The organism is Pseudomonas farsensis, from assembly GCF_014268805.2.
Lineage (GTDB): Bacteria > Pseudomonadota > Gammaproteobacteria > Pseudomonadales > Pseudomonadaceae > Aquipseudomonas > Aquipseudomonas farsensis.
On record NZ_JABWRF020000002.1, the window covers coordinates 1,427,945 to 1,445,000 of the forward strand.

17 protein-coding genes are annotated in these 17,056 nt (G+C 61.7%); 11 read left to right on the top strand and 6 right to left on the bottom strand.

Annotation, left to right across the window (positions count from 1 at the left end):
- Positions 1-159: 159 nt before the first annotated feature.
- Positions 160-1,047, bottom strand: a complete 888-nt coding sequence (gene gluQRS, locus HU719_RS15760) for a tRNA glutamyl-Q(34) synthetase GluQRS (RefSeq protein ID WP_186535852.1) — start codon at positions 1,045-1,047, stop codon at positions 160-162.
- Positions 1,048-1,139: 92 nt separating this feature from the next.
- Positions 1,140-1,586 (bottom strand): RNA polymerase-binding protein DksA, encoded by a 447-nt coding sequence (gene dksA, locus HU719_RS15765; RefSeq protein WP_186535851.1) that lies wholly within the window; start codon positions 1,584-1,586, stop codon positions 1,140-1,142.
- A gap of 213 nt (positions 1,587-1,799) precedes the next feature.
- Between dksA and HU719_RS15770 the strand changes: the two genes are divergently transcribed.
- Both HU719_RS15770 and sfsA read left to right on the top strand, forming a co-directional pair.
- A complete protein-coding gene (locus HU719_RS15770) occupies positions 1,800-2,972 on the top strand; it encodes a pyridoxal phosphate-dependent aminotransferase (RefSeq protein WP_186535850.1) in 1,173 nt (390 codons plus the stop codon).
- On the top strand, positions 2,972-3,682 hold the full coding sequence (gene sfsA / locus HU719_RS15775) for a DNA/RNA nuclease SfsA (RefSeq protein WP_186535849.1): 711 nt from the start codon (positions 2,972-2,974) through the stop codon (positions 3,680-3,682). The genes HU719_RS15770 and sfsA overlap by 1 nt, the downstream gene beginning before the upstream one ends.
- Here the strand turns inward: sfsA and HU719_RS15780 are convergent.
- The 4 genes from HU719_RS15780 to HU719_RS15795 form a co-directional block, all read right to left on the bottom strand.
- Complete coding sequence (locus HU719_RS15780; RefSeq protein WP_186535848.1) at positions 3,672-3,989, bottom strand: Rieske (2Fe-2S) protein; 318 nt, start codon at positions 3,987-3,989, stop codon at positions 3,672-3,674. The genes sfsA and HU719_RS15780 overlap by 11 nt on opposite strands.
- Positions 3,990-4,265: 276 nt before the next feature.
- Positions 4,266-4,544, bottom strand: coding sequence for a TfoX/Sxy family protein (locus HU719_RS15785; protein ID WP_186521424.1), 279 nt, complete (start codon positions 4,542-4,544; stop codon positions 4,266-4,268).
- A gap of 320 nt (positions 4,545-4,864) precedes the next feature.
- Complete coding sequence (locus HU719_RS15790; RefSeq protein ID WP_186521426.1) at positions 4,865-5,212, bottom strand: pentapeptide repeat-containing protein; 348 nt, start codon at positions 5,210-5,212, stop codon at positions 4,865-4,867.
- 101 nt (positions 5,213-5,313) lie between these two features.
- Complete coding sequence (locus tag HU719_RS15795) at positions 5,314-6,876, bottom strand: bifunctional aminoglycoside phosphotransferase/ATP-binding protein (RefSeq protein ID WP_186535846.1); 1,563 nt, start codon at positions 6,874-6,876, stop codon at positions 5,314-5,316.
- Positions 6,877-6,993: 117 nt separating this feature from the next.
- Here HU719_RS15795 and mrcB point away from each other — a divergent pair, with 117 nt between their 5' ends.
- From mrcB to msrQ, 9 genes are all read left to right on the top strand, one after another.
- The gene (gene mrcB / locus HU719_RS15800; protein ID WP_186535845.1) at positions 6,994-9,315 is read left to right on the top strand and encodes a penicillin-binding protein 1B; all 2,322 of its coding nucleotides are present in this window, start codon (positions 6,994-6,996) and stop codon (positions 9,313-9,315) included.
- Between the two features lie 25 nt (positions 9,316-9,340).
- Positions 9,341-10,093 carry a hypothetical protein gene (locus tag HU719_RS15805; RefSeq protein WP_186521431.1) on the top strand — a complete coding sequence of 251 codons (753 nt, stop codon included), beginning with the start codon at positions 9,341-9,343 and terminating at the stop codon, positions 10,091-10,093.
- The gene (locus tag HU719_RS15810; protein ID WP_186521432.1) at positions 10,093-10,422 is read left to right on the top strand and encodes a YqcC family protein; all 330 of its coding nucleotides are present in this window, start codon (positions 10,093-10,095) and stop codon (positions 10,420-10,422) included. Before HU719_RS15805 ends, HU719_RS15810 begins: the two co-directional genes overlap by 1 nt.
- Before the next feature lie 407 nt (positions 10,423-10,829).
- Positions 10,830-12,554, top strand: coding sequence for an acetolactate synthase 3 large subunit (locus HU719_RS15815; protein ID WP_186535844.1), 1,725 nt, complete (start codon positions 10,830-10,832; stop codon positions 12,552-12,554).
- Between the two features lies 1 nt (position 12,555).
- On the top strand, positions 12,556-13,047 hold the full coding sequence (gene ilvN / locus HU719_RS15820; RefSeq protein ID WP_003250040.1) for an acetolactate synthase small subunit: 492 nt from the start codon (positions 12,556-12,558) through the stop codon (positions 13,045-13,047).
- A gap of 56 nt (positions 13,048-13,103) precedes the next feature.
- A complete protein-coding gene (ilvC, locus tag HU719_RS15825; protein ID WP_043203627.1) occupies positions 13,104-14,120 on the top strand; it encodes a ketol-acid reductoisomerase in 1,017 nt (338 codons plus the stop codon).
- A 151-nt stretch (positions 14,121-14,271) separates the two neighbouring features.
- Positions 14,272-15,123: a CDP-diacylglycerol--serine O-phosphatidyltransferase gene (gene pssA, locus HU719_RS15830; protein WP_186521438.1), complete on the top strand. Its 852-nt coding sequence runs from the start codon at positions 14,272-14,274 to the stop codon at positions 15,121-15,123.
- Between the two features lie 77 nt (positions 15,124-15,200).
- Positions 15,201-16,214, top strand: coding sequence for a protein-methionine-sulfoxide reductase catalytic subunit MsrP (gene msrP, locus HU719_RS15835; protein WP_186535843.1), 1,014 nt, complete (start codon positions 15,201-15,203; stop codon positions 16,212-16,214).
- Positions 16,214-16,822, top strand: coding sequence for a protein-methionine-sulfoxide reductase heme-binding subunit MsrQ (msrQ, locus tag HU719_RS15840; protein ID WP_186521448.1), 609 nt, complete (start codon positions 16,214-16,216; stop codon positions 16,820-16,822). Before msrP ends, msrQ begins: the two co-directional genes overlap by 1 nt.
- Positions 16,823-17,056: the final 234 nt, after the last annotated feature.

The following is a 17,056-nucleotide window of genomic DNA, read 5'->3' on the forward strand; positions in this document are numbered from 1 at the left end:
AGTTGTGGCAAGCCCGCTCGCCACAAGGAGATATGTCTGGCGAAAACAGGGTTGTACAAAACCATAGAATCTCCCACAGGAATTGAGCCAGACACCAATATTGCAGCTGACGCGGCCTCTGTGGGAGCTGGCGAAAGCCTGCGATAGGCCGGGCCTGCTTTAGTGCAAATCAGCCTCGGGCACGCTCATCTGCCGGGGGATGTTCTGCGGCTGCCATTGCTGGCGGGCAATGGCCAGCACCTCGTCAGGTGACGCCTGCGCCCACTGCGCCTCGGTAGCTTGCCCCAACGCCCGCAACGCCCTGAGCAGCAGCGGGGTGGCTTCGGCAGGCGCCAGCGGTGGCGAGCGGTACGACTTGCCCAGCTTGTGCCCGTCCGGCTGGGTAATCAACGGGATATGCAGATAACGCGGCTCGCAGAACCCGAGCAGTTCCTGCAGGTACAGCTGGCGCGGCGTGTTGTCCAGCAGGTCGGCGCCGCGCACCACATCGCTCACCCCCTGCCAGGCGTCATCCAGCACCACCGCCAATTGGTAGGCGTACAGCCCGTCGCGACGCTGAATAATGAAGTCGCCCACTTCGCGGCCCAGGTGCTGCTCGAACGGCCCTTGCACCCGGTCATTGAAGCGGTAGATCAGTTCCGGCACCCGCACACGAATCGCCGCACCGTCACGGGCATGCCCAGCATTGCGGCAATGGCCTGGGTAAACCCCACCGTATCCTTCGAGCTGCTTGCGCGAACAGGTGCAGGCATAGGCCAGGCCCATGCTGAACAAGCGGTCGACCACGGCGGCGTAGGCGTCATGGCGCAGGCTCTGGCACACCACCTCGCCATCCCAGTGCAGGCCGTAGCTTTCCAGGGTGTGCAGGATCGCATCGCGGGCACCGGGCATTTCCCGAGGAGGGTCGGTGTCTTCCACGCGCAGCAGCCATTGGCCGTTGACGGCGCGGGCATCCAGCCAGGAGGCGAGGGCGGCGACCAGCGAGCCAAAATGCAGCAAGCCACTGGGGGTGGGGGCGAAGCGCCCGATATAGCGGGAGTCGGTCATGGTCTGCGCAGGCTATATAAATGAAGACGGGGCGTAGCGGCTGCGCAGGCAATGCCCGGCAACCCCTACGCCCCGTCTTTGCAGGATTCGGATCAGCCTTTGCCGACCGTCTTTTCCTTTTTCTCGGCGATTTCCTTGCAGTCGAAGCACAGGTCGGCGGTCGGGCGGGCTTCAAGGCGGCGCAGGCCGATCTCGATACCGCAGGATTCGCACCAGCCGTACTCTTCGTCCTGGATCTTCTGCAAGGTCTTGTCGATCTTCTTGATCAACTTGCGCTCGCGATCCCGGTTACGCAGTTCAAGGGCGAACTCTTCTTCCTGGCTGGCACGGTCGGCCGGGTCAGGGAAGTTGGCTGCTTCGTCCTTCATGTGAGTCACGGTCTGATCGACACTGGTCATCAGCTCAAGTTTCCAGGCGCCCAGCAGCTTGGTGAAGTGCTTGCGCATGGGTTCACCCATGTACTCTTCGCCTTTGGTTTCCTTATAAGGCTCGACACCGTACATGGTCTGACCGGCTTTTTGCTTTTCTACGGTGGACATGAATAGACCGCCTCTCACTCATCTGATCCAATGCGCAGGCTTGATTCCATCTCCGGCACCCGCCGGCCCTGCGACTGCGAGCCGCCGAACTTACCAGATAGCACCGGGGTGCGCTAGCCCGTGCCATGGATGCTATGGACAGCGGCGTGAACGGCACGTTCGGTAGATTGCGCGGTTAGAATCACCAGTCTAGACCCAATTGAGAGAAGGCCCATGGCTCAGCCACACAGTGCGCGCAGTCGCGCCATCGAACCCTTTCACGTCATGGCCCTGCTGGCGCGCGCCAACGAGCTGCAGGCCGCAGGCCGTGATGTGATCCACCTCGAAATCGGCGAGCCGGACTTCACCACCGCCGCGCCAATCGTCGCCGCCGGGCAAGCGGCCTTGGCCAATGGCCACACCCGCTACACCGCTGCACGCGGGTTGCCGCAACTGCGCGAGGCGATTGCCGGCTTCTATGGGCAGCGCTACGGCGTCGACCTTGACCCTGAGCGCGTGCTGGTCACCCCGGGCGGCTCTGGCGCGCTGCTGTTGGCCAGCAGCCTGCTGGTGGACCCCGGCAAGCACTGGCTGCTGGCCGACCCTGGCTACCCGTGCAACCGGCATTTCCTGCGCCTGGTCGAAGGCGGCGCGCAACTGGTGCCGGTGGGGCCCGATGTGAACTATCAGCTGACCGCAGACCTGGTCGAGCGCTACTGGGACAAAGACAGCGTCGGTGCGCTGGTGGCCTCGCCTGCCAACCCGACCGGCACCGTGCTTGACCGCGACCAGTTGGCCGGCCTGTCCAAGGCCACCCGTGCGCGCAACGGCCACTTGGTGGTGGATGAGATCTACCACGGTCTGACCTATGGCATGGACGCTTCAAGCGTGTTGGAAGTGGACGATGAAGCCTTTGTCCTTAATAGTTTTTCCAAATATTTCGGCATGACCGGCTGGCGCCTGGGTTGGCTGGTGGCGCCGCCGTCGGCGGTGGGTGACCTCGAAAAACTGGCGCAGAACCTCTACATCAGTGCGCCGAGCATGGCCCAGCATGCCGCGCTTGCGTGCTTCCAGCCGGACACCCTGGCCATCCTCGAAGAACGCCGCGCCGAGTTTGCGCGCCGCCGTGACTACCTGTTGCCCGCGCTGCGTGAGCTGGGCTTCGGCATTGCCGTGGAGCCGCAAGGGGCGTTTTATCTGTACGCCGATATCAGCGCATTCGGCGGCGATGCCTTTGCATTCTGCAAGCACTTCCTGGAAACCGAGGCGGTGGCCTTTACCCCAGGTGTCGATTTTGGCCGGCATCAGTCCAGCCATCACGTGCGTTTTGCCTACACCCAGAACGTCCAGCGCCTGGAAGAGGCGGTGCAGCGTATCGCCCGCGGCCTGCGCAGCTGGCAGGGCTGATGCTTTTCCCTGAACTGGAACAGGCGCGCCTGCTGCGCCGCTATAAACGCTTTCTTGCCGACATCGAACTGGCCTGCGGCGAGCAACTGACCATCCACTGCCCCAACACCGGCTCCATGCTCAACTGCATGCGCGAAGGCGGGCAGGTTTGGTTCAGCCGCTCCAACGACCCCAAGCGCAAGCTGCCCGGCACTTGGGAAATCAGCGAAACGCCGCAGGGGCGGCTGGCCTGCGTCAACACCGGGCGGGCCAACGCGCTGGTCGAGGAGGCGCTGCGGGCCGGAGTGATCACTGAACTGGCCGGTTTCACCGCGCTCCGGCGTGAAGTGGCGTATGGCGAGGAGCGCAGCCGCATCGACTTCTACCTGCAGTTCGACAGCGGCCCGGCCTATGTCGAGGTCAAGAGTGTCACCCTCGGTTACCCCGACACGGCGGTGGCCGCCTTCCCCGACGCCGTCACCCAGCGCGGCGCCAAGCACCTGCGCGAGCTCGCCGCCTTGGCGCGCCAGGGCATCCGCGCCGTACAACTGTACTGCGTGAACCTCACCGGCATCGAGGCGGTGCGCCCGGCCGACGAAATCGACTCGGCCTATGCCGATGCGCTGCGCGCGGCGGTGGCTGATGGGGTGGAGGTGCTTGCGTATGGCGCGCGCCTGGACGCCGAGCAGATTGTCATCGACCGGCCGCTGCCAGTGCTGCTCACTCGGTAAGCCAGACCCCCTGGCTGTCTTCGTGGCAGCCCAGGGCCTCCAGCCATTCCCCCGCACATGGCCCGGTGATGCACTCGCCGCTGTCGATGATGAACTGCGCGCCATGATGAGCGCACTGGATCAACGTGCCGCTGGCGTCGAGAAACTGGTCCTGGTCCCAGTTCAGGCTGATGCCACGGTGCGGGCAGCTGTTGCGGTACAGGTACACGGTGCCGTTGCGGCGCACGCCGAACAGCTGCGTGCCGTCCAGGGTGAACGCCCGGCTGTGGCCTTCTTTCAGGGTGGCGCTGGGGCAGAGGTAATGCATGAGGGGCATCTTGTTGATGGACGGCGTAGCGCATTGAGGCGGCTATGGTGCGCAGTTCTTGTATTCGCCACAAGACGTGAGCTGCGTTTGGACAGAGGTGGCTGTACGACAGGCAAAAAAAGACCCGCCAAATTGGCGGGTCAAAAACCGTGATTAGCCTGATGAGGAGATAATCTGAAAGTCCGAACCAAGGCCTTTCAGAGTATCCAACCAGTCTCGCGACCAGTTGTGATAATCATAACGATTCTCATTTCGTAGTCAATGGCTGTTTCTGATTTATTTTCCGGCCGGCGACGGATGGCACTTTGCGTTCAGCTGTTCGTTGAGCGCTTCCTTGCGTTCGGCGGGCAGGTCGTTCCAATGCATGTCCAGCAGGGCGCCTTCAATGGCGTACAGCAGCACTTTCGAAGCCCGGAACCCTCGCGTTCTGACTGCCTGATACGCGCCCACAGCGCCGAGGCGGCGCAGGTCCGATGCGCTGTGAATACCGGCGGCGTGCAGCCATTGTGCGGAGGTTTTGCCAAGGTTTTTCAGGTGCTGCAATTCATCGTTCATCAAGCCTCCTTGCGATGGCTGAACGGGGTAGAGGGATAAATCGCGAGCAGGTCTGAGAGGAGTGTAGCGGGGCTTGGCGATTGCGCGGCCTTTTGCCATAGGGGCCGACGGGATGCCGGAGTTACGGGGCACAGCCTGCTTGTTGGTTGTGTGCAACCTGCACCGGCCCCATCGCAGGCTGGCGCCAGCTCCCACAAGATCTCAGTCAGACATCTCCATCACAGCCGGCACAGTCTTTGTGGGAGCTGGCGCCAGCCTGCGATGAGGCCTGCACAGCTAGCATCACTCTCCTACAGAATCCATGCCCGGCCGCGACGGTATCAGCGGGCTGTGCGATAACGCAGGCGGGTGCCGTACTTGACCGACATCAGAATCTCGTCAGCACTCAGTTCGGCCGGGAAGTAGGTGCCGGAAATCTGCGCATGGGCAAGGCTTGCGCCCTCCAGGCCGTTTTCCCGAAGGTCCAGGCCACGCAGGTCGGCTGCGCGGAAGTAAGCGTCGGAGAAGTCGACACCGCTGACGTCCATCTCGCGCAGGTCCAGCCCACGGAAGTCGCCACCACGAAAATCGATCGAGGCGTGCGCGGCTTTCTCGCGGTTGAAGGCGGCGATCTTTTCGTCGCGAACCAGGGTGAACAGCACGTTGTCCAGCTGACGGGGTTGGTTCATGGCGGCGCCTCCTTGTATGAGTTGTGATGATATTGTAATGACATCACTGAGAAGGCGCCTGACTTCAGGCCTGAACTGTCGACTGCTTCACGCCTGTAACCTCAAAGGCCGGGCAGGTGCTGGCGAATCTGCTCGATCAGTTGATCCATGCTGGCGCTGTCCTGGGTGTCGACGCGCTTGCAGTGCGGCTGCTCTTCGCTGGTCAGCGCTTCGCGATTGGCCTGCTGCGCCTTGATCACTTCAAGCGTGGCGTCGGACGGGTCGGTATTCTCGGCCTGGCGCTGCTGCAACCAGCTGGCAATGACCGCATCCGGTGCCTGGCAGTCGAGAATCAGGAACGGCGTACCGGTGCTGCTGGCCACTTTGGCGGCAGCCTCGCGCTGGGCCTGCTTGAGGTAGGTGGCATCCAGCACCACCGGGAAGCCGGCTTTGAGAATGGTCGTGGCGATCTGGTGCAGCTGCTGGTAGGTGGCAGCGCTGGCGGCCTGGTCATAGATACCGGCCTGCAGTTGGCCTGCGGCGTCGGCTTGTTGCTCGCCGAACAGGCGTTTGCGCTCGATATCCGAACGCACCCGCACCGCGCCCAGCGCTTCGACCAGGCGCATGGCCACATGGCTCTTGCCGACCGCCGACACACCAAGGGTGATCGCCAGCAGGCGCGAAGGGATGGCGCTATAGCTTTCTGCCAGGTTGGCGTAGTTGCGGTAGGTGCGCAGGGTGGTGGCGCGCTGCACGCCATCGGCCTCGGCCGGCATGCTGAACAGCGCAACCTTGGCCCGCACCAGGGCGCGGTAGGCCTTGTAGAAGTTCAGCAGTTCCAGGCCCTGGTAATCACCGGTCAGTTCCAGGTACTGGCTGATGAAGCGCCGCGCCAGGCACTTCAGGCCACGGTCTTCGAGGTCCATGGCCAAAAAGCCGACGTCGGCATACACGTCGGTCAGGCGGAACGGTTCGTTGAACTCGATGCAGTCGAAGATCACCACCTTGCCGTCGATCAGCGTGGCGTTGCCCAGGTGGATATCGCCGTGGCACTCGCGGATAAAGCCATTGGCCTTGCGCGCCTCTAGCAGCCCATGCAGGCGCTCGAAGCTGCTGCGGGCCCAGGCTTGCAGGTTGTCCAGTTGCTGCAGGTCGGCCTTGTCGCTGAGGAACGGGCGGATTTGCTCAAAGTTCTGCTCGACCGGCGCCATGACGCTGTCAGGGGTGCCCAGTGGGTGCTCTGGCGAGACTTTCGGCGCTTGCAGGTGGAATTCGGCAATCTGCTGGGCCATCTGGTCGATGTGCCCGGCGTTCAGTTCACCGTTGGCCTGCAAGGTGTTGAGCATCTGGCCTTGGGGGAACTGGCGCATTTTCAGCGCGTACTCGATCACTTCGCCTTCACCGCCCAGCTGCGGGGCCTCGGCGCTGCCGGTAATCGGCAATACGTCCAGGTACAGGCCTTCGGTCAGGCGCTGGTTCAGGCGCAGCTCTTCACGGCAGAAGTGGCCGCGCTGGTCGAGGGAGGTGAAGTCGAGAAACCCGAAGTTCATCGGTTTCTTTATTTTGTAGGCGTATTCGCCAGTAAGCAGGACCCAGGAGATGTGCGTCTCGATGAGCTGGAAGCCCGCCACCGGGTGCGGAAAGAGGGCAGGGTTCTGCAGTGCGCTGATCAGGGCTTGGCTCACGGATCGTCCTTTGAAGGGTCAGGGAATTCAAAGCCGACATTATGGTCAATGGTGCCGTCCCTGCAAACCGCCGCAGCCGTCTGCCCCCCTTTTTGAAAGTGCGTATAATCCGCCGCCATGACTCGTACCCGAAATTCCCGCACCCCCAAAAAACGCCCGACCGGCCGCGTCCGCGCCCTGCTGGGCTGGGCGCTCAAGCTCAGCCTGGTTGGCCTGGTAGTGATCGCCGGCTTCGCGGTTTACCTCGACGCCACCGTTCAGGAGAAGTTCTCCGGCAAGCGCTGGACAATCCCGGCCAAGGTGTACGCCCGGCCGCTGGAGCTGTTCGTCGGCCAGAAACTGAGCAAGGAAGATTTCCTTACCGAACTCGATGCCCTGGGCTATCGCCGCGAAACCTCGGCCAGTGGCCCGGGTGCTGCGTCGGTCAATGGCAATACCATCGACATCAATACCCGTGGCTTCCAGTTCTATGAAGGCATGGAGCCTGCGCAGTTCGTGCGTGTGCGCTTCTCCGGTGACTACGTGGCCGGGCTGGCTGGCGCCAATGGCGGCAAGCTCGATGTGGTACGCCTGGAGCCGCTGATGATCGGCGGTATCTACCCGAAAAACCTTGAAGACCGCATCCTGATCAAGATCGATCAGGTGCCGCCGTACCTGCTCGAAACCCTGATCGCCACCGAAGACCGCGACTTCTACAGCCACTTTGGCGTCTCGCCCAAGTCCATCGCCCGGGCGATCTGGGTCAACACTTCGTCGGGCGCCATGCGCCAGGGCGGCAGTACCCTGACCCAACAGCTGGTGAAGAACTTCTTCCTAACCAACGAGCGCAGCCTCAGCCGCAAACTGACCGAAGCGATGATGTCGGTGCTGCTTGAGGTGCACTACGAGAAACGCGAAATCCTCGAGGCCTACCTCAACGAGGTGTTCGTCGGCCAGGATGGCCAGCGCGCCGTGCACGGCTTCGGGCTTGCCAGCCAGTTCTTCTTCAGCCAGCCGCTGCAAGAGCTCAAGCTGCACCAGATCGCCTTGTTGGTGGGCATGGTCAAGGGGCCGTCCTACTACAACCCCCGGCGTCACCCTGAGCGCGCCCTGCAACGGCGCAACCTGGTGCTCGACCTGCTGGTAGAGCAGGGCGTGGCCACCCAGGAAGTGGTCGATGCTGCGAAGAAAATGCCACTGGGTGTGACCAAGCGCGGCAGCCTGGCTGACAGCTCGTTCCCGGCGTTCCTCGACCTGGTCAAGCGTCAGCTGCGTCAGGACTACCGCGACGAAGACCTTACCGAAGAAGGCCTGCGCATCTTCACAAGCTTCGACCCGATCCTGCAGATGAAGGCCGAAACCGCGATGAGCGAGACCTTCAAGCGCCTGTCTGGGCGCAAAGGGGCCGACGAAGTGGAATCGGCAATGGTCGTCACCAACCCCGAAACCGGCGAAGTGCAGGCCCTGATCGGCAGCCGCCTGGCAGGCTTTGCCGGCTTCAACCGCGCGCTGGATGCGGTGCGCCCGATCGGCTCGCTGGTCAAGCCATCGGTGTACCTGACGGCGCTCGAACAGCCGAGCAAATACACCCTGACCACCTGGGTGCAGGATGAACCGTTCTCGGTCAAAGGCGCCGATGGGCAAGTGTGGCGGCCGCAGAACTACGACCGCCGCGCCCATGGCACCATCTACCTGTACCAGGGGCTGGCCAACTCGCTGAACCTGTCCACCGCCAAGCTGGGCCTTGAAGTCGGCGTACCGAACGTGATCAAGACCATCGGCCGGCTGGGCGTGCAGGTCGACTGGCCAGCGTTCCCGGCAATGCTGCTGGGCGCCGGTGGCATGTCGCCAATGCAGGTCGCGAACATGTTCCAGACCATCGCCAACGGCGGTTTCAACACGCCGATGCGCGGTATCCGCAGCGTGCTGACCGCCGAAGGCGAACCGCTCAAGCGTTACCCGTTCCAGATCCAGCAAACCTTCGACCCGGGTGCCATTTATCTGGTGCAGAACGCCATGCAGCGGGTGATGCGTGAAGGTACCGGGCGTTCGGTGTACAACGTGCTGCCAAGCTCGCTGACCCTGGCCGGCAAGACCGGCACCAGTAACGACTCGCGCGACAGCTGGTTCTCAGGCTTCAGCCAGGACTTGCTGGCCGTGGTGTGGCTGGGCCGCGATGACAACGGCAAAACACCGTTCACCGGTGCCACCGGTGCGCTGCAGGTGTGGACCAGCTTCATGAAGAAGGCCGACCCGCTGCCGCTGGACATGCCGCAACCGGACAACGTGGTGCAGGCATGGATCGACCCGCACACTGGCCAGGGTTCCGATGCAAGCTGTCCGGGAGCGGTGCAGATGCCGTATATTCGCGGCAGCGAGCCACCCGCCGGCGCCGCCTGTGGTGGTGAGCAAAACCCGGCAGAATCGGTCATGGACTGGGTCAAGGGCTGGATGAATTGAGCACAGCGTTTAATGAGGGTGTGAAGTGAACAAGTGGTGGATTCCTGCCTTGACCGCGGTAGCCGTTCTGCACGGCTGCGCGAGCGTTCCGCGTGGCAATATTCCGGTGGTCGATTCGGGCACCCGGGTTTCCAACAGCGAGCGCGTTTCGGCCAAGCGCCCGTCGGCCTACCCGACCAGTGGCGGCAGCAACCAGGCGCAATCGCTGCCGGAAGACTCCGGCGTGACCGTGATGATTCCGCAGGGTAGCGGTGGCGCCCCGATCAGCACTACGCCGATCAGCACCGGGCCGATTACCCCCGGCCCGGTCAGCAGTGGCCCGATCAGCACCAACCCAAACCCGGTGGCCGACGAGCCGTTCGACATTGCCTCGATGAGCAGCGCACCTGCGGCTACCCAGGCGCCCACTGGTATCCCGCGTAGCAACAGTGGCGGGCTGTCGGCCGACGAGCAGCTAGATGGCCCGGTGCTGGCGCTGCTGACCACCGCCCAGCAGCAACAGAGCAGTGGCGACTTCAACGGCGCTTCGTCGAGCCTGGAGCGTGCCCAGCGCATCGCTCCGCGCGAGCCGCAGGTGCTGTTCCGCCTGGCTCAGGTGCGTTTGTCGCAAGGTGATGCCGCGCAGTCCGAGCAACTCGCCCGTCGTGCCCTGACCTACGCCAACGGCCGCCCAGACCTGCAGGCGCAACTGTGGAACACCATTGCCCAAGCCCGCGAGAAGCAGGGTGACAGCGCCGGTGCCGCCCTTGCCAGGCAAAAAGCCCGGGTCAACCTGTAATGGACCCACGCATTCTGCAGATTGCCGACCACCTGCTGCTGATCGAGCGCGAGCTCAAGGTTCAGGGCTGGTGGAGCGATGCCACGCCCAGTGCCGAGGCGCTGGGTAGCACGGTGCCGTTTGCGGTGGACAGCATGGCGTTCGAGCAGTGGCTGCAGTGGATATTCCTGCCACGCATGGCGGTGATTCTCGAACATGGGCACCCACTGCCCAATGCCTCGGGGATTCTGGTCATGGCTGAAACCGTGTTCGGCGACCGCCCGGAGCAAAGCCGGGAGCTGCGCCGCCTGTTGGCAGCGTTTGATCAATTGATCAGCCCATCCGCCTGATTTCTTCTCTTTTTCCCATAAGGGCCGCAGATTGTGGCCCTTTTTTATGGAAATCTTCTTTTTCCTGCTGCTACATCGGTTTTTAGTGGTTGCGGTGATTCATCTTGATGAAATATTGGCAATAATTTTTCTTGACTTGTTGGCCGCGAATCACAAGAATCCAACTTCCGCTGTAGGGGGACTGCCAGAAGCAGACCCGCTAAGCAGATCATGAGGCGCACACCCGCGCCGACTTGTAACACCCCGCAACGCGTTACCTCGCGCTGGGTGGGAAGACCCGCAACACACAAGGGCTTTCCCAATACTTGCTCAGTCAGTGCTGACGTTCGCTCATGCTCTGCTTGGCAGTAAACCTATTAAGACCCGTCCAGTGAGGACGGTATTCTGGCGTTTTAGAGGTGAACAACGTGGAGCTCTTATCCGGCGCTGAAATGGTCGTCCGCTTCTTGCGCGACGAAGGCGTTAAGCATATCTACGGGTACCCAGGCGGTGCTCTCCTGCATGTTTACGATGCACTGTTCAAGGAACCGGAAGTCCAGCACATCCTGGTCCGTCACGAACAGGCTGCAACCCATATGGCGGACGGTTACGCCCGTGCCACCGGCAAGGCCGGCGTGGTACTGGTAACTTCCGGCCCAGGCGCGACCAATGCCATCACCGGCATTGCCACCGCGTACATGGACTCCATCCCGATGGTCATCCTGTCCGGTCAGGTGCCTAGCACCATGGTCGGCACCGATGCCTTCCAGGAAACCGACATGATCGGTATTTCCCGGCCTATCGTGAAGCACAGCTTCATGATCAAACACGCTGCGGAAATCCCGGAAGTTCTGAAAAAAGCCTTTTATCTGGCGCAGTCCGGCCGTCCAGGCCCGGTCGTGGTCGACATTCCAAAAGATATGACCAACCCGGCCGAGAAATTCGAGTACATCTACCCGAAAAAGGTCAAGCTGCGTTCGTATAGCCCGGCTCTGCGTGGCCACTCCGGCCAGATCCGCAAGGCAGCCGAAATGCTCCTGGCGGCCAAGCGCCCGATCGTCTACGCCGGCGGCGGCGTGATTCTGGGTGGCGGCTCCGAAGCGCTCACCGAAATCGCCAAAACCTTGAACCTGCCGGTCACCAATACCCTCATGGGCCTCGGTTGCTTCCCAGGTACTGACCGCCAGTTCCTCGGCATGCTCGGTATGCACGGCAGCTACACCGCCAACCTGGCCATGCACAACGCCGATGTGATCTTCGCTGTCGGCGCGCGTTTCGACGACCGCGTGGTCAACGGCCCGGCCAAGTTCTGCCCGAACGCCAAGATCATCCACATCGACATCGACCCTGCGTCGATCTCGAAAATGATCAAGGCCGACGTGCCAATCGTAGGCCCGGTCGAAAGCGTGCTCACCGAAATGCTCGGCATCCTCAAAGAGATCGGCGAGCAGCCTGAAAAGGCAGCGCTGGACGTGTGGTGGAAGCAGATCGACGAATGGCGTGGCGATGGCGACCTGTTCCCTTACGACAAGGGCGACGGCAGTGTCATCAAGCCGCAGCACGTGATCGAGACGCTGTGCGAAGTCACCAAGGGCGACGCATTCGTTACCTCCGATGTTGGCCAGCACCAGATGTTCGCGGCGCAGTACTACCGCTTCAACAAACCCAACCGCTGGATCAACTCCGGCGGCCTGGGCACCATGGGCTTCGGCTTCCCGGCGGCCATGGGCGTGAAGCTGAGCTTCCCGGACCAGGACGTTGCCTGCGTCACCGGCGAGGGCAGCATCCAGATGAACATCCAGGAGCTGTCCACCTGCATGCAGTACGGCCTGCCGGTGAAGATCGTCAACATGAACAACGGCGTGTTGGGCATGGTTCGCCAGTGGCAGGACATGGCCTACAACGGTCGCCACTCGCATTCCTACGTCGAGTCGCTGCCGGACTTCGTCAAGCTGGCCGAGGCCTATGGCCATGTGGGTATCCGCATCACCAGCCTGAAAGACCTCAAGCCCAAGCTTGAAGAGGCTTTCGCGATGAAGGATCGCCTGGTGTTCATCGATATCGCGATCGACCGCAGCGAGCACGTCTACCCGATGCAAATCAAGGACGGCTCGATGCGTGACATGTGGCTGAGCAAGACGGAGCGTACTTGATATGCGGCACATCATCTCCCTGCTGCTGGAAAACGAACCCGGTGCCTTGTCTCGCGTGGTCGGCTTGTTCTCCCAGCGCAACTACAACATCGAAAGCCTGACCGTGGCGCCGACCGAAGACCCGACCTTGTCGCGTCTGACGCTGACCACCGTTGGCCATGATGAAGTGATCGAGCAGATCACCAAGAACCTCAACAAGCTGGTCGAAGTGGTCAAGCTTGTCGACCTGTCGGAGAGCGCTCACATCGAGCGTGAACTGATGCTGGTCAAGGTCAAGGCCACCGGTGCCCAGCGCGCCGAGATCAAGCGCACCACGGATATCTTCCGTGGCCAGATCGTCGATGTGACCGCCAGCGTGTACACCGTGCAGCTCAGCGGCACCAGCGACAAACTGGACAGCTTCATCCAGGCCATCGGCACTGCATCGATTCTCGAAACCGTGCGCAGCGGCGTTACCGGCATTGCCCGTGGCGACAAAGTGCTCAGCATCTGAATTTCAACAATTAGCGATGGCTCCCCAGGGGGCCGAGATATAACCAGGGGTATTTCATGAAAGTTTTCTACGATAAAGACTGCGACCTTTCCATCATCCAGGGCAAGAAAGTCGCCATCATCGGTTACGGTTCCCAGGGCCACGCCCAGGCGTGCAACCTGAAAGACTCCGGTGTAGACGTTACCGTCGGTCTGCGTAAAGGCTCGGCCACCGTTGCCAAGGCAGAAGCCCACGGCCTGAAAGTGGCTGACGTCGCCACTGCCGTTGCCGCTGCCGACCTGGTCATGATCCTCACCCCGGACGAGTTCCAGGGCGCGCTGTACAAGAACGAAATCGAGCCGAACATCAAGAAGGGCGCTACCCTGGCCTTCTCCCACGGCTTCGCGATTCACTACAACCAGGTCGTGCCACGTGCCGACCTCGACGTGATCATGATCGCGCCGAAAGCCCCAGGCCACACCGTTCGCTCCGAGTTCGTCAAAGGCGGCGGTATCCCTGACCTGATCGCTATCTACCAGGACGCTTCGGGCAACGCCAAGAACGTCGCCCTGTCCTACGCTGCAGGCGTGGGTGGCGGCCGTACCGGCATCATCGAAACCACCTTCAAGGACGAAACCGAAACCGACCTGTTCGGTGAGCAGGCTGTTCTGTGTGGCGGTACCGTCGAGCTGGTCAAAGCAGGTTTCGAGACGCTGGTCGAAGCAGGCTACGCGCCTGAAATGGCCTACTTCGAGTGCTTGCACGAGCTGAAGCTCATCGTTGACCTCATGTACGAAGGCGGTATCGCCAACATGAACTACTCGATCTCCAACAACGCCGAGTACGGTGAGTACGTCACCGGCCCTGAAGTCATCAACGAAGAATCCCGCAAGGCCATGCGCAACGCTCTGAAGCGCATCCAGGACGGCGAGTACGCGAAGATGTTCATCAGCGAAGGTGCTACCAACTACCCATCGATGACCGCCAAGCGTCGCAACAACGCCAGCCACGGCATCGAGATCATCGGCGAGCAACTGCGCTCGATGATGCCTTGGATCTCGGCCAACAAGATCGTCGACAAGGCCAAGAACTAAGCCTTGCTTGGTTAAATGAAAAACGCGGCTTCGGCCGCGTTTTTTCGTTTGCGGCGCCTGCATCTGGTATAAAGCGGTCAGTGGCTCGCTGTCAGAACCTGTTTCGCGGGCCCATGTCGAACATATTCCACCCTGTTGCAAGGTACTTTTAATGAGCGAACGTCCCGAAGAGCCGAACAAGCCCTCCGACGCCGAAAGCCTGCTACCTGTCGATGAGCATGTTGAAGAAGGCCATGATGCCGAAGGGCGCAAGGTCCGTCACCGCGGCATCTACCTGCTGCCTAACCTGTTCACCACTGCCAACCTGTTCGCCGGCTTTTATTCCATCATCAGCTCGATGAACGCGCAGAGCGCTCTGAGCGCCGGTGACCCGCGCGAGGCGAGCAAGTATTTCGCCTTCGCCGCCATTGCGATCTTCGTCGCCATGGTGCTCGACGGCCTGGATGGCCGCGTAGCGCGCATGACCAACACGCAAAGCGCATTCGGTGCCGAGTACGACTCGCTGTCGGACATGGTTGCCTTCGGTGTGGCGCCGGCGTTGCTGGCATTTGGCTGGGCCTTGGGCGACATGGGCAAGGTCGGCTGGATGGTTGCCTTCATCTATGTCGCGGGCGCAGCGCTGCGTCTGGCGCGGTTCAACACCCAGGTCGGCACTGCCGACAAGCGCTACTTCATCGGCTTGGCCAGCCCTGCTGCGGCAGGCGTGGTGGCAGGTACCGTGTGGGCGTTCAGCGACTTTGGCATCCAGGGCTCCAAGCTGTCGTTCCTGGTGGCGCTGCTGGTAGCTGCTGCGGGTATGCTGATGGTCAGCAACATCAAGTACAACAGCTTCAAGGAGCTGGACTTGAAAGGCCGCGTGCCGTTCGTGGCAATCCTGGCCGTGGTGCTGGTGTTTGCGGTGGTCTTCAGCGACCCGCCGCGCATTCTGCTGCTGATCTTCCTCGGCTATGCGATTTCCGGCCCGGTGCAGTTTCTGCTGCGCGCACGTCGGCGCAAAATCTGACAAAGATTTAATCGCGGAATAACCTGCCGGCTCCATAGTCTTACGGGTACATCAGTTACCCGAACTGTGGAGCCGTCATGCTCATCAAGATCCCTCGCAAGTCCGACTGCACGTCAGCGCAGGTCACCCCCGAACATCTCTATCTATCCCGACGGCACATGCTCGGTGGTGCACTGGCAGGCCTTGCCGTGGCTGCGATGCCCCGTTTGGGCGCTGCGGCCGAAGCCTCGCGCTACGCCGATGCCGAGCCCGGCAAGGCGCCGGGCTGGTTCAGCGACAAGCTTGGCGCCACACGTTGGCAGGCAGTCACCACCCAGGGTGAGGCCATCACCCCGTTCAAGGACGCCACCCACTACAACAACTTCTATGAGTTTGGCCCGGACAAGGGCGACCCGGCGGCCAACGCCAGCACCCTGAGTACCGAGCCGTGGAGCGTTGTGGTTGATGGTGAGGTGGGCAAGCCTGGGCGCTATGCCCTGGAAGACTTCGTCAAACCCTACCAGCTTGAAGAGCGTATCTATCGTCTGCGCTGCGTCGAGGCCTGGTCTATGGTGATCCCCTGGCTGGGTTTCCCGTTGGCAGAGGTGCTCAAGCAGGTCGAGCCGACCTCCAAAGCGCGTTATGTGCGCTTTGAAACCTTGCAGGACCCCAAGAGCATGCCCGGCCAGCGCTCGGGTTTCGCCCTGATCGACTGGCCTTATGTCGAAGGGCTGCGGCTGGATGAGGCGATGAACCCGCTGGCAATACTGGCAGTTGGCATGTACGGCCGTGAGCTTGCCAATCAGAACGGCGCGCCGTTGCGTCTTGTGGTGCCGTGGAAGTACGGCTTCAAGAGCATCAAGTCGATCGTGCGCATCAGCCTGGTTGCGGAGCAGCCGGCGACCACTTGGCAAGGTTTGGCCCCGGATGAATATGGCTTCTATGCCAACGTCAACCCGACGGTTGATCATCCGCGCTGGACCCAGGCCCGCGAGCGGCGGCTGCCCAGCGGGTTGTTCAGCCCGAATGTGCGTGAGACGCAGATGTTCAATGGTTATGCCGATGAGGTGGCGTCGCTGTATAGCGGGCTGGACCTCAGGAAGAACTATTGATGCGCTACCCATGGCTGCGCCTGGCGATCTTCATGACCGGCTGCCTGGTTCCGGCTTGGTGGCTGTACCAGGCGGCGAGTGGGCTGCTCGACCCCGACCCTGGCAAGGTGCTGGTCGATCGGTTGGGGTTGGGAGCGCTGGTGTTCCTGTTGATCACCCTGAGCATGACGCCGTTGCAGCGGTTGAGCGGTTGGCCGGGGTGGATTGTGGTGCGGCGTCAGCTGGGGCTGTGGTGCTTTGCTTATATAGTGCTGCACCTGGCTTCTTATATAGTGTTCGTGTTGGGGCTGGACTGGGGGCAGTTGGGTGTGGAGCTGCGCAAGCGGCCCTACATTATTGTGGGTGCGCTTGGGTTCCTCGGGTTGCTGGCGCTGGCGGTGACCTCGAACCGCTACAGCCAGAAGCGCCTTGGGGCGCGGTGGAAGAAACTGCACCGGCTGGTGTATGGGGTTCTGGGGTTGGGGCTGCTGCATTTTCTGTGGATAGTGCGCTCGGACCTGCGTGAGTGGGCAGTGTATGCAGCGGTCGGTGGAATGTTGATGTTGTTGCGGGTGCCCCAAGTGGCCCGGCGTATCCCGCGCTTGGGTAGGCAGGGGAGGGTGAGGTAAGTGCTGCTCAGCGGTATATTTCAGTTTATTGAAATAAAGGGTTGACGCCGTTTCAGATCCCCTTATAATGCGCCCCACTTCCAGCGACAACGGAACGCGAAACTCCTTGAGAATCAATGAGTTAAGCGAAACGAAAGGTCCTGGTGGTGCTTCGGTCTTCTGATCGGCAGCGGTGAAAAAGGTGGTTGACAGCAGGTTGTAACGCTGTAGAATTCGCCTCCCGCTACGAGAGAT